Genomic DNA, 13,520 nt, shown 5'->3' on the forward strand with positions numbered 1-13,520 from the left:
TCCTTCCTACCATTCTATCTCATCCACAGAACGCGGATGTGGATTCTCGACAATTTCTCTTACTTTTGCATCATTTATGTAGATCACCCGGTTTGCCATTGGGGCAATTTGTGAGTTATGGGTAATCACAATAACCGTTGTATTAAAGTCTTGTGCAGTTTTTTGTAATAACCGCAAAATTTGTTTTCCGGTTTCGAAGTCAAGAGCTCCCGTTGGTTCATCGCACAACAATAGCTTCGGATTTTTAGCAAGCGCTCGCGCAATTGCAACACGCTGTTGTTCACCACCAGATAACTGCGCTGGAAAATTATCTTTTCGTCCTGTTAACCCTACACTCTCCATGACCTCGTCAACATCTAAGGCGTCTGGTGAAATCTGACTTGCAAGTTCTACATTTTCTCGTGCTGTTAAATTAGGCACTAAGTTATAAAACTGAAAAACAAAGCCGACATCATCACGACGATAGGTCGTTAGCGCCTTCTTTGAATACTTACTAATATCATTACCATCGACTAGGATTTGACCCTCATTCGGTGAATCCATCCCACCTAAAATGTTTAAAACCGTTGATTTACCAGCACCACTTGGTCCAAGTATAATTGCAAATTCTCCTTGTTCAATATCAAAGGTGATGCCGTTGTTGGCAACGATAGTATTTTCTCCCATTTGGTAACGTTTATATTCATCAATCACACTTACATAACTCATAACTTTCTTCCCCTCCAGGCTGTTCGATTATGTAATGACAAGCCCCTACTATGCTTTTTGCCTGCTACTCATAGTCTTCATCGTGTAAAACTAATACGTTACGGCATGAAACACGGGTAAAATCATCTACACTTAGTATATCATAATTCTTTCTTGTGACAGTTTGATTTTGCTTAGTCGGGGATAGAAAAGCACAGATAAAACATTTACAGGAATGGCCTATCCTTATCAGATCTTATCCGATTCCCCTCCGTTTTGCGCGCCGTTTTCATAGAAAAAGCAAAAGCAAAAAGAAACGATTAAGTTCGTTTGTACAGCTATCTCAATGATATACAATAAAGCTCCGAATAACTGAATCTGTTTATCAGTTACTCGGAGCTCTATCTCTGTTTACTCAATTTGTTTTTAACAAGTCACGAATTTCAGTTAGTAATTCTTCTTCTTTTGTCGGTAAAATTGGCGCTGCTGGTTTTTCAGCTTCTTTCTTCTTCAGTTTTGTCAAGAGATGTACCACGCTAAAAATAACAAAAGCGACAATTAGGAAATTCACCACTGCTTGAATAAACAGACCGACCATAATCGGCGTTTGATTAATCGTTACGGTGATTGCACTGAAGTCAGGTGCACCAAAAATTGCCGCTATAATTGGCATAACCATGTCATGTACAAATGATTGAACAATCGCATTAAATGCCGCGCCAATAATAACTGCAATCGCAAGATCAAGTACATTTCCACGGAGTGCAAATGCTTTAAACTCTTTTAAATAATTACTCACTAAACTTCCTCCTCCAGATAAATGGCTTTAATACTAGTAGTTTAATCGATTATGACGCCTCTGTCGATGATGATAAACAGTATTTCCATTATTCCCGTTAAGCCAGACAAAAATCATCCGCTCACATTAAAAATCTATACAAATATTTATACATAACTTATACAACTATATGTATAGTAAACTTACATATATTCCTTTTTTGCTTATGCCCATTGATTCATTTTCTGAATTTTAAGACAAATAATGTTTTGACTTCAAAGTAACTTGGTATAGTACAGGTGTAAAGCAGAATAGCAATCTTTCCCCACTACTGCTTTACAAAAATAAAAAACAGGAGATGATTAAGATGAAAAAAGTAAAAGTACTGTCGGTTGTTGCCTTAAGTTTATTACTGTTGTCATTGTTTAATTTACCTGTCTTTGCTGATAATCATGGTGAAGGGGCTATGGTTCGTGTTTTACACGCATCGCCAGATGCACCAGCGGTTGATGTCTATGTGAATGGAGAAGTTGCTGTTGAGAATGCTGCTTTTAAAGATATTACCGGGTACCTTGAATTACCAGCAGGAGAACATGATGTTGCGATTCACGCAGCCGGTGCTGAGGAAGCTGTCTACGAACAAGCATTAACTGTCGAAGCAGGTACACATTATACTGTTGCTGCGGTAGACTTACTTGAGGGGGATAACTTCCGCTTAGAAGCCTTTGTTGATGATAACACAGTGCCAGATGGAAAAACTAAAATTCGGATTGGTCACCTATCACCTGGTGCACCAGCGGTTGATGTAGGCTTAGTTGGTGGTGATGCACTAGTTGAAGGCGCAGAATTCTTTGCAGTCACTGATTACCTTGAACTCGATCCAGCAACGTATGACCTCGAGATACGTGCAGCTGGTACAGCAGATGCTGTGTTAGACCTATCTGGTACGACACTTGAAGCAGATACTGTTTACTCTGCCTATGCTGTCGGCGCGGATGCAAGTGCACTTGATGTCGTGCTCGTTGCCGATGATGCTTACGAAATGCCAGACCAAATGCCTCAAACTGGTTTCGGAACAACAACAAATGGTATTTCAAGTTCATTAATCATGAGTTTAATCGCCTTTGGGGGCCTTGTACTCTTTGTTGCAACTAGAAAACATGCGTTCAATCGATAAATTAATCATTTTGGGTTTAAGCGTGATGCTTCTGCTTAGTTTAAGTCAGTTCATTGCTGAAACCGTCGAAGATACTGCTTATGCCGCTACCTTAACAAGTCAACAGGCTAACCAGCGCACAGTCTTTCAACCGACATTCAAGTCTGATGGTTGGGACCGTTCAGAAACTGCATCAGTAAGAACACTTGCATTGACACCAGTGAGGTCGGGCCCCGCTGGGGTGATACCCCACCGATTAACAATCCCGTCACTTCACATCGATGCAGCAATTGAACGTGTCGGCATAGCAGCCGACGGTAAAATGGGTGTCCCTGATGACGGTGATAACGTCGGTTGGTTTGAAAAAGGACCACAACCCGGTGCCAGTGGTCAAGCCGTTTTAGCTGGACATGTCGATGACCAAGGTGGTGCCGCTGTCTTTTATCACCTCAGTGACTTAGCGCTTGGTGATGTTGTTCATATTCATGATGATAAAGGACAGCAAGTGACCTTTAAGGTAATCGACAAAGCTGTTTATCCGTATGACACCACAGCAGTTGCTGATGTTTTCGGCCCCAGCAGCGATACACGTTTAAACCTAATCACCTGCACAGGTGAGTTTGATCAACAAGCGCGGACCCACCGGGAACGCCTAGTTGTTTTCACTGAACGTGTAACTCATTAACACACACCAATCAACCTTAATCAATACTTGGGTTGATTGGTGTTTTATGTTGAGTGACCCAATCCACCAACTATAGGATTGATTTTTCACTTTATTAAATCCTATTTACTAACGCAGGACCACTCAACCAAAATAAAAAGGGCCTATCAAGTGAAGGTAAACGTCAGTACATGTTATACTGTATAAGTAAAATAACTAACATCAAAGGAGTTTTTTAAATAGACACAGTAAATGACAAGACAATCATTACAGCACTTCACCGATTGGTTGATCATTACGGTCACCAAAATTGGTGGGAACATGATAATAAGATCGCTGATTGGGTTGCGATGATTCTTATTCAACAAACGACTGAACAGAACGCAAACCGTGCACTGGACAATTTAGCCCCCTACCTATCTGTGGACCAGTTACGAGAGATGAGCCTTGAAGCACTACAAACGCATATCCAACCTGCCGGCTTCTATAAACAAAAAAGCAACTACATCAAGGCATTAATGAATTGGTTTCATGCACATGGACGTTCACTTGATAAATTTGATCACTATTCAACGACTGAATTAAGAAAAGAACTGCTTACAATCAAAGGCGTAGGCGATGAAACTGCTGATGCGATGCTTCTTTATATATTCAATCGAAAAGTCTTCATTGCTGATCAGTATGCGATGCGTTTATTTGACCGCCTCGGTTTTGGTCATTTCAATAAGTACGCTGTCATGCGTGCTGCCTTTAATCACTTAGTGAAGGATATCTCACTGAAACAATGTAAAGAATGGCATGCAGCCATCGATGTCCATGGAAAAGCCTTTCGCAAAAATAAGCAGTTAGATGAAACTTGGTTAATTACCCCCACTGTGGCTACCGAAGAATGAACTTTACCATAAGAACATTACTCATATTATTGCGGTGGAACTTTTAAGCTTTATAGCTGTATTTTTGTTTAGCTGTTACTACTCATCTTTTTTAGCTAAGGCCTGCTTTGTTACCACGAGATAACGAATACAGTTAACCACAGCGACACCGATGAAATTAGCAACGCAATGATACGTTCTGAGATGGAAATGATCCCATTGATCCATAACCTCGCATTGCTTACAGCTATTCATGCAGGGCATCAAACCAATACTCATGTACAGCTTTTCACTACCGCTAGTAGGACGTTTTAAGCTGTTCTAAGTTAATCCCTTGCGCTAAGTACGGTAGAACAACAACTTAATTAAGAAACTATTTAAAACGAGGTGAAATGATGTACAGCGTTCATTGGGTTGTACCAATCAAAAACATTGATGAAAAGCACGGAGAATTTAACACACTTGAAGAAGCACAAGCCTCTGTACATGCGTTTTGGCAAAGTAAAAATTTTAAGCCTTTATACATTAGAGAAACACTTCTAGACACTAATGGAGCGTCTATTAAATGGGATTATGGCTCACATGTCGCCTTTTATGAATTTATTTTCCATTCCACGACTAATTAGTCTAGACCCAATCAGCAAACCTTTACGCTCATTAGGTATAACCCCTCACTCCTAGCTGTTAACGAACAACTATTAAAGAAAGCTGACCCTCATTCACGAGCGGTCAGCTGCTTTTGCGACTTTTATCGCACGTTGATTTATATTGATATGTTAACGGTTGAATGATAAAGACGGATAGGAAAATCCAACTCACTGATAATAGAAAGTCTAGTATCCCCTCCACTAAAGTGCTAATCATAATAAGAGGAATAACTATAACAAGCATAAAGATTAGTGTTGATAAACGGGTCCTGTAAAGTTTATTCTGACAGAAAGGGCAAGTAACGTTGTTCGTATTTTTTTGTTTGAATAAAAACTTCATTTGCAGCTTTTTATCGCAACACGGACAAACTTTATTCATATTACACCACCTTCTTAATAAAGAACTGCTTATTTACTCATCATACAGAAAGTGCACAAAAAAGTCTCGTAATAACAGCGATGTAAATATCAATAAACACTTCGCGAACGCCAGATCGAGTATGCACTAAAAAAGCAGATTGGTATGTCAACACAAAACTGTACAACTTTTTATAAATGTATCTATTACATTGCTAGCTTATTGTCGCTTGACTAATCTGCTCGCATGCCATCGATCCTGAAAACCAGATAATGAAACCATCTAGATCCGCCCGTCAGGCTCGCAGGATCGCCTCTCCAAATAAAGTACGCATCGCTTAAGATGAAAACTGGTCCGCTGATTCCCGAAACTGAAACATGTAGTAACTTCAACAAGCAATTCACATTGATGGGCTATAGGTTAAGTGAAAACCTTTTTAATATCATTCAAACAATAATAAAGCGCCAACCCCTCTAAACACGAGGGCTTGGCGCTTTACGTTTACTATTCCCACTCAATCGTTGCAGGTGGCTTAGAGGTAATATCATAGACAACGCGATTAATATGATCCACTTCATTGACAATTCGTGTTGAGATTTTTTCTAAGACGTCCCATGGGATTCGAGCCCAATCAGAAGTCATTCCATCGATTGACGTGACGGCACGAATACCGATTGTATAGTCATAAGTGCGTTGATCTCCCATCACACCTACACTACGAATATCAGGCAAGACGGTGAAGTATTGCCAAATGTCACGATCAAGACCTGCTAACTTTATCTCATCACGAAGGATTGCGTCAGATTCGCGAACGATTTCCAATTTCTCTTCAGTGATTTCGCCGAGCACCCGGATACCAAGACCTGGACCCGGGAATGGTTGACGCCAAACAACACCCTCTGGCACACCAAGTTCTAGTCCTAGCGCGCGCACTTCATCTTTAAAGAGGGTACTTAAAGGTTCAATCAATTCAAATTGCATGTCTTCAGGTAAACCACCAACGTTATGGTGTGATTTTATTGTTTGTGCTGTTTCTGTACCTGATTCAACAATATCTGTGTAGAGTGTCCCTTGCGCTAAATAATCCATATCTTTTAAGCGTTCTGCTTCGTCATCAAAGACGTAAATGAATTCATTCCCAATAATTTTGCGTTTTTCTTCCGGGTCACTCACGCCTTTAAGTTTTGATAAGAAACGCTCTTTCGCATCAATACGAATGATATTCATATTAAAACCATCACGGAATGTTTCCATTACCATATCGCCTTCATCTTTGCGCAATAAGCCATGGTCGACAAAGATACACGTTAATTGATCACCAATCGCCTTATGAATTAAAGCCGCCACGACAGATGAATCCACCCCACCACTAAGGGCACATAAGACTTTCTTGTCGCCAACTAATGTTTGAATCTTTTCAATTTCTTGATCAACAAAGTTTGCCATTGTCCAGTCACCCTTGCAGTCACTGATATGAAAAACAAAGTTTTTTAAGATATCATTTCCGTAAACGGTATTACGCACTTCTGGGTGGAACTGAACGCCGTATATCGGTTTATCTTTATGACGCATTGCTGTTACTGGCGTTGACGGATTCTCTGCTTCTACCAAGAAATCTTTAGGTGGTTCAACAATTTTATCACTATGGCTCATCCATACGGTTTGCGTATGTGGGGTACCTAAAAACAATTGTGCACCCTCATTAATAGTAATATCTGCTTTACCATATTCACGGTGTGTCGAACGTTCCACTGAACCACCGAAGTGATCAGTGATGAGCTGCATGCCATAACAGATGCCTAATACAGGAATACCCAGATCGAAAATCTCCTTATTTAATTTAAAGCTGTTGTCACCATAGACACTATGAGGACCACCAGAGAGAATGATTCCTTTTGGGTTCATTGCTTTAATTTCTTCTGTGGTTAAGCGGTGCGAATGCAACTCACTGTATACCCCAAACTCGCGAATACGTCGTGTAATTAACTGGTTATACTGACTTCCATAATCCAATACTAAAATCATTTCATTATCGATTTTCAACTTGACACTCCCTTTTCTATACAAAAATAAGCCTCCGTCAAAAAAAAGACAGAGGCAGAATAGTGTAACGATTCCGCCTCCATAGTCAGGAATTTTAAGGATTCCCGGTAGATACTCTCGAACCTTATTATCGAGGATATACAGAGGTAATTTATAATAATGTTTCTATTCTACCAACCGTTAACGGTTGGGTCAAGCTAAGATTCGTTTGATTAGCTGTAGATAATCTTCTTTCAGATGGTTTGCGGCAACGATTTCTTTCTCCTCACCATATAAAACCTGTGTATAAGCTGCAGTCAGTCGTCTCATCTCCGCTGTTTTAAAATAGTCATCGACACGTGCACTAAAAGTTAATAATGTTTCGGTTCGTTGTTTAATTATCGACTTAAACGCAAGGATAAACAACAAAAACTGATAGGCATGCTCAAATTGCTTTACGTGATTAAAAGTTGGGTAGCGTTTATTGATATACCAAAGTACCAGTGTTAAACGCTGTTTATAAACCACTATAAGCAGTAGTCCTGTAAGTAATAAGACGATGCTCAGTAACCAAATCACACGCCACCTTGTCTCATCTCTCTCCTGAGACGCCGCTGTTTCTTCTTCCGTTGTTATTTCTTCTGATTCTTCTACCTGTTGATTATTTTCTTCTGTTTCTGAGGTTTCTTCACTTTCATCAGTGGATGGTTCATCCGTTGTTTCATCATCCGTTGCTGAATCTGTGTCCGTATCATCAGCCTCAGTTGTGGTTTCCGTCACTAACGGTGACGCATCAAAACCAATGGTCGGTTCGAATGGAACGAAACCAGCATTATTGAAATACACTTCCACCCAGCTATGAGCGTTGTCACTACGGACTTGATAAACGTCTTCCCGACCATCTGTCACACGTTCACCTTGCGTAAAGCCTTTCGTCCAACGCGCTGGCACACCTGCCGCTCTTAGTAAGACGACCATGGCGGTTGAAAAGTTATCACAATAACCTACTTTTGATTCAAACAAAAATTGATCAACATAATCTTCATCCAACTCTGGGACGGGGATATCCGTCGTGCGGTATTGAAAACCTGATGTTCTAAAGTAACGTTCAATTGCAATTGCTTTGTCATATGGGTGACTCAAACCAGCTGTGATTTCATCAGCAAGCTGATAGACACGCTCCGGTAAACTCGACGGTAGCTGCAAGAGATGTCGCCATTCCGTTGGCACCTCTCTAGACCCCATGCGCAAGTGATCCTCAGTAAAGTAGAATGGATCGTAATTCATCTGAATCACAGCTTCCGTTGGATCCGTATCAACCGTCCGAATTACTTCCTGCTCAATATTAATCTCATATTGGTGTGTATCGCTTTCCTCTACACCTGTTAAATAATAGGGATAAACAACTTTATCAAAGGTAGCTGCTTCAAAATAGTTAAGTTCGAATTGTGCTTGATTGTTATCGAACGGTGTCATTGGCATAAAGTCAGGCGGTTGTTGCGCTTCCCAGCCTTTTCCGGTATAAATATCTTTCGATTCAATTCGCCAGTAATTTGGGTCGCTAATTGTGGCTTCAAATAATAGGGTATCATCATGATTAAACCCACCCCCAAGTTGGGTATCATCTTCGCCATATCCAACTGTGCGCTCTACCCCGTCTTCAAAGGGCGCAGTCAAAAACGGGACGGGATCAGGCCATTGTGGTGTTAAATACGGCAATGACTGACTAATAAATAAACTGGCGATAAGAACGATGCTAAACGGGACCAGAAGACGCAGGAGAAAACTGCTGCTTTTAAGAGGCAGTCCTAACCGACGTTGCAGCTTTAAATAACCATTTAAAATCAGCAACAGACTGACAAAAAAGACCAGTAAATACGCTGTACTATTTGCTTGAAACACCGTGAAAGTATCCATTACCGTTAAATAGATAAGCGTTAATACTGTATACACAAAAGCACGTCGCATCACAATGACCCAAAAATAAATCAAGTAGCTAATTATCGCCATTAAAACAAGCAATAAAACCATCTGAAAAACATCGGTGATTTCTGCCCAATGCCGGTCAATCACAGCTTGATAATTGATTACCACTTGTTCACGTAAAAAACCCCGCCAGCTCCTAGAGAATAAAGGTGCCGTAAAATAAAGGCGGTCAACCATAAAAAAAACCGCAAGCCCTTTAATAAATAATGATGCCAAGATAGGTAACTGCAAGAATGTCACGACAAAGGTGAATCCGGTAAATAACAACAAAGGCATGTAATACTGAAAAGCATCAAGTGCTTGAAGCGGCTCTAACCAGAGCCATAATAAACCAAAACTAATCAAATAAATACATACATCAACCCAGGTACGGGTCATTTTCTTTTCACGCATTGGTCCGGTCACCTCCAAATAAGGTGGCATAATCAAACGGATAGACCCGGAGCCACTGTTTTAATCGCTCAAGTTGGTGTTTTTCTTCACTTGTCAACGCATCTAACGCTTTTGTTAAGTAAACATCAAAAAAGTGACGCTGCTGGTAGTGGGTGGCTATTTCATCAACAAGTGTTTTCGATAAGACGCTTGTTAATAAGACGTGTTCACCTGTCGGTAATTCCGTGATTGGATTTTCCCCTGTTAATGCTAGCTCTGCTAACTGTTCTTCCGTGTGCATTAATGAGGCTTGACTATCCAAGCAAATATCTAGCTCATTAATAAAAACAATAGATAGAACCTCGTGTCTTTTCTTAGCTTCACGGATGAACCAATATAAGAGCGTTAAGATCCATTCGTTTTCCTCAACGGTTTCACTTGGATAAACCATAATATTGGCTTCTTGAGTGGTTAAGGGATCGAATGTTTTCGTCATCAACATATCGGTTTGAGCTGATTTCTTCCAATCAATCCGACTCATTTTATCGCCGGGTAAGTAGGCACGTAGGCCGGCAATGTGATCGGTCTGATCACGAAAACTACGTTTTTTACTCGCCATTCCGATTACTTGGCGCTCTTCAATTGGTCTCGCTGATGATAAATGATAAGGGTAAACGGTTAGCGTCTGATTCACAGCTGCAGAAAAATCTCGCTTCACAAACAAGAAAGGGTCGGTCAACGAAACATCGACACGCTGGAAATGATGGGTACCACGCACCAAGCTATCGAGCTGTATGTCTTCGTTATAGCGCCGACCAAGTAAAGCAATCCGTAAGGTTTCAATTACGGGATCCCGTTTTGTCCAAGGTGCTATCTCAAAACTTTTTTCTCCGTCAAAACGATAAGTGATTGATGGTGGTAAATATGTTTTTAAGTGAAGATACATAAATGGCAGGGGCAGCTTTAACCTGACGGACACCTTCAGCGTAACTGTCTCACTTGCAATTTTACGCTCGTCTGGAAGTTCTAAATGAACCTGGATCCAGCGCTGCGGATAAATCGTTAAAAGAAATAAGTAGAACACCACAAACAAACTGACATAAAAGATAAACCAACTTAACGGTCCACCTTGAAACATCGCGTAACTGTAAGTCAAACCGAGGATAAAACTTAATTGTAGCCATTTACTAAGTAAGCAGCGAAAACGCATCGTTACGCATCCCTTCTCAGCGGCACATCGACCGTTTCACTGACCGCTTTAAGAACGGTAACGGGCGTAAGACCTTCGTACAATCCCCGGTCCGTTAGGATCAAACGATGCGACCAGACGTAAGGCATTAAATAAAGCACGTCGTCAGGTAAGACATACGTACGTCCTTTCGTATAGCTTAGCGCTTTAGCCGCTTGCATCATACTAATCGCTCCACGTGGACTCACGCCTAATTTCACCCCTGCAAAACCACGTGTTGCATGAGCTAACTTAACGATATAGGTTTGAATGGTCTGATCGACATGAATCGCTTCAACTTCCTGCTGCATCGTAACGACATCGTCTTTCGATAACAAAGCTGCTAAATCTTCAATCGGTTTATGGTTTTTATTTAAATTCATCAATTGGATTTCTTCTTTTAACGTAGGGTAGCCCATTTCTAATTTCATTAAAAACCGGTCAAGTTGTGCTTCTGGCAATGGGTATGTCCCTTCGTATTCAATAGGATTTTGGGTCGCCATCACAAAGAAAGGCTGATCAATTTTAATGGTTTGACCATCTACCGTTACGCTCGACTCTTCCATCGCTTCAAGTAAAGCTGATTGGGTTTTCGGACTGGTTCGATTAATCTCATCAGCTAAAACAATATCACCCACAATCGGTCCTTTTCGGTATTCAAATTGCTGTGTTTTCGGGTTAAAGACTGACACTCCCGTTACATCAGTTGGCAATAAATCCGGCGTAAACTGTATCCGACTAAAGTGACAGCCTAGTGTCTTGGCTAGCGCTCTTACTAGCATCGTCTTTCCAACACCAGGTACATCTTCAAGTAAAACATGACCGCCTGCTAATAAGGCTGTTAAGCTTAATTGTGCAATATCTCGCTTACCAATAATGACTTGTTCAATATGATTTAAACATGCATCGACTTTTGCTTGACTCATCCTGTCTTCACGCTCCTCTACTACCTCTAATACTAGCTTAATTACGTTTAAAATTAAACCAATTTCACTCAATAAACCTCTACTATTTAACAACAATTAATTTTACTCACGTTATCCTGTTATTTTATCCAAAGGTCTACCTACACCAAATGCTTAACCGGAACATTCTTCTTATCATTCAATTAAAAACGCTGTTCACTTCTAGTGAACAGCGTCAATCCCTTTAGCTATCTTTCTCAGTCATAGCCGTACTTAATTTTCAATAGCGGAATGTTTTAGGTTATTCGATTATAAAGTAAATGTTAGCTTTTTATTCAGCAGCTATAACCACAGTTAGCCGATAATCATTTTTGCTTCTGGGTATTTATAGAGATCTTTCGTTGTTTTCCCACGAATCAAGAACAAGAATGAAAAAATACCAATCCGACCAACAAACATCATTACCATAATAACAAGTTTTCCAATCACTGATAAACTCTCGGTAATACCTAGGCTTAACCCTGTGGTACCAAATGCGGAAAAGACTTCAAAAGCGATTTCCATATTCGTAAAGGGTTCTGTGATGCTCATGATAAAAATCGCCGTTAGACAGAGCATAAACGCTGTCGTGATGACGATAAACGATCGCAAAACATCTTGTCTCGCAATTTCTCGTTTGAAGACTTTAATGGCACTATGACCTTTCGCATAATGAAATATCGCTAACAACATGATCGCAAAAGTCGTCGTCCTAACACCACCCCCCACACTACTCGGCGATGCTCCGATAAACATTAAAAATGACAAGACCATTAATGTTGGTGCTTGAAAGCTCGTCATTTCCATCGTTTGAAGGCCACCATTACGTGTCGTAATCGACTGAAAAAGGCTATAGAAAAAGGCTGATAGGCCTGACTGATCACTAAAAAAGTGCCGACGTTCAATCAAATAAATCAGAACAGCTCCAACCACAACGAGGATGAAGAAGGTGGTCGTTGTTAACTTCGTAAAGGTCGAAAACCGAAACCGATTTCTGTGGTCCTTTTTATCGAAAAACCATTGTTGCACTTCGATAAGTACTGGAAAACCAATTGCCCCTAAGACAAGTAACGTCATGTTAACAAGCTGAACAAAATAATCACCACTAAATGGCAAGAGTGAGTTTCCTGTAATATCAAATCCAGCATTCGTCGTAGCACTTACGGCAGCAAAGAAACCTTGAATCCAAGCTTCTTGCCATGTATCGAAATAATATAAGTAACGTAAACTTAGTAACACGGTCCCAATGAATTCAATCACAATAATGGTCGAAAGAATTTTCAGCATCAATCGAACCAAGCCTTGTAAGGTTGAACGGTTCTGGTCAACCGAAATAAGCTGTCGGCCTCTGATACCGATTTTTTTGCCGAGCAAAATATAAATTGTTGTCCCTAACGTCATAATCCCAATGCCACCAAATTGCAAAATAAATGCTAAAGCAAAGTAACCAGGGACATTAAAGGTTAAGTCGGTTGGAACAACCGTGAGACCTGTCACACTGATTGCACTAATTGCTGTAAACATGGTATCAATCAATGAGACACTCACCCCTTCTCTTAAAAAGAAAGGCATGCTTAATATAATGGTAGAAACCATTATCGCTGTCACATAAAACAACACAATCGACTGTACGCTCGAAAGTTGTTTAAATTTTCCAATCGAAACTTTAAATAAAGGCATATCAGGAACTCCTATCATTAATCCATTCATTAAAAATAGTCTATCACACAAAGTTCCATTAAGTTAGTATGATTTTCTAATGTTGATTAATCAAACCATGTTATGATTTAGCTAAACAATTTCAAT

Annotated in this window: 11 protein-coding genes and 1 riboswitch; of the genes, 4 read left to right on the top strand and 7 right to left on the bottom strand. The window is 40.3% G+C overall.

Annotation, left to right across the window (positions count from 1 at the left end; translation table 11 throughout):
- Positions 1 to 6: 6 nt before the first annotated feature.
- Positions 7 to 708: an ABC transporter ATP-binding protein gene (locus tag DES38_RS06975; protein WP_110251393.1), complete on the bottom strand. Its 702-nt coding sequence runs from the start codon at positions 706 to 708 to the stop codon at positions 7 to 9.
- A 394-nt stretch (positions 709 to 1,102) separates the two neighbouring features.
- Positions 1,103 to 1,486, bottom strand: a complete 384-nt coding sequence (mscL, locus tag DES38_RS06980; RefSeq protein ID WP_110251394.1) for a large-conductance mechanosensitive channel protein MscL — start codon at positions 1,484 to 1,486, stop codon at positions 1,103 to 1,105.
- A 346-nt stretch (positions 1,487 to 1,832) separates the two neighbouring features.
- Here mscL and DES38_RS06985 point away from each other — a divergent pair, with 346 nt between their 5' ends.
- The 4 genes from DES38_RS06985 (at position 1,833) to DES38_RS07000 (ending at position 4,783) form a co-directional block, all read left to right on the top strand.
- Entirely contained in the window at positions 1,833 to 2,642 is an 810-nt protein-coding gene (locus DES38_RS06985) for a DUF4397 domain-containing protein (RefSeq protein ID WP_110251395.1), read from the top strand.
- Positions 2,608 to 3,306 carry a class F sortase gene (locus DES38_RS06990; protein ID WP_146206359.1) on the top strand — a complete coding sequence of 233 codons (699 nt, stop codon included), beginning with the start codon at positions 2,608 to 2,610 and terminating at the stop codon, positions 3,304 to 3,306. The genes DES38_RS06985 and DES38_RS06990 overlap by 35 nt, the downstream gene beginning before the upstream one ends.
- A gap of 218 nt (positions 3,307 to 3,524) precedes the next feature.
- Positions 3,525 to 4,178: an endonuclease III domain-containing protein gene (locus DES38_RS06995; RefSeq protein ID WP_170114365.1), complete on the top strand. Its 654-nt coding sequence runs from the start codon at positions 3,525 to 3,527 to the stop codon at positions 4,176 to 4,178.
- 371 nt (positions 4,179 to 4,549) lie between these two features.
- Complete coding sequence (locus DES38_RS07000; protein WP_146206360.1) at positions 4,550 to 4,783, top strand: hypothetical protein; 234 nt, start codon at positions 4,550 to 4,552, stop codon at positions 4,781 to 4,783.
- A gap of 883 nt (positions 4,784 to 5,666) precedes the next feature.
- Here DES38_RS07000 and guaA read toward each other — a convergent pair.
- The 5 genes from guaA to DES38_RS07030 form a co-directional block, all read right to left on the bottom strand.
- Complete coding sequence (guaA, locus tag DES38_RS07010) at positions 5,667 to 7,187, bottom strand: glutamine-hydrolyzing GMP synthase (protein WP_110251434.1); 1,521 nt, start codon at positions 7,185 to 7,187, stop codon at positions 5,667 to 5,669.
- Positions 7,188 to 7,267: 80 nt separating this feature from the next.
- A riboswitch (purine riboswitch) is annotated at positions 7,268 to 7,369 on the bottom strand.
- 28 nt (positions 7,370 to 7,397) lie between these two features.
- Positions 7,398 to 9,563 (bottom strand): transglutaminase-like domain-containing protein, encoded by a 2,166-nt coding sequence (locus DES38_RS07015; protein WP_170114359.1) that lies wholly within the window; start codon positions 9,561 to 9,563, stop codon positions 7,398 to 7,400.
- Positions 9,556 to 10,752 carry a DUF58 domain-containing protein gene (locus DES38_RS07020; RefSeq protein WP_110251400.1) on the bottom strand — a complete coding sequence of 399 codons (1,197 nt, stop codon included), beginning with the start codon at positions 10,750 to 10,752 and terminating at the stop codon, positions 9,556 to 9,558. The genes DES38_RS07015 and DES38_RS07020 overlap by 8 nt, the downstream gene beginning before the upstream one ends.
- Before the next feature lie 2 nt (positions 10,753 to 10,754).
- The gene (locus DES38_RS07025) at positions 10,755 to 11,696 is read right to left on the bottom strand and encodes an AAA family ATPase (protein WP_110251401.1); all 942 of its coding nucleotides are present in this window, start codon (positions 11,694 to 11,696) and stop codon (positions 10,755 to 10,757) included.
- Between the two features lie 333 nt (positions 11,697 to 12,029).
- Positions 12,030 to 13,394, bottom strand: a complete 1,365-nt coding sequence (locus DES38_RS07030) for a TrkH family potassium uptake protein (protein ID WP_110251402.1) — start codon at positions 13,392 to 13,394, stop codon at positions 12,030 to 12,032.
- Positions 13,395 to 13,520: the final 126 nt, after the last annotated feature.

The organism is Streptohalobacillus salinus (assembly GCF_003201605.1).
Lineage (GTDB): Bacteria > Bacillota > Bacilli > Bacillales > Amphibacillaceae > Streptohalobacillus > Streptohalobacillus salinus.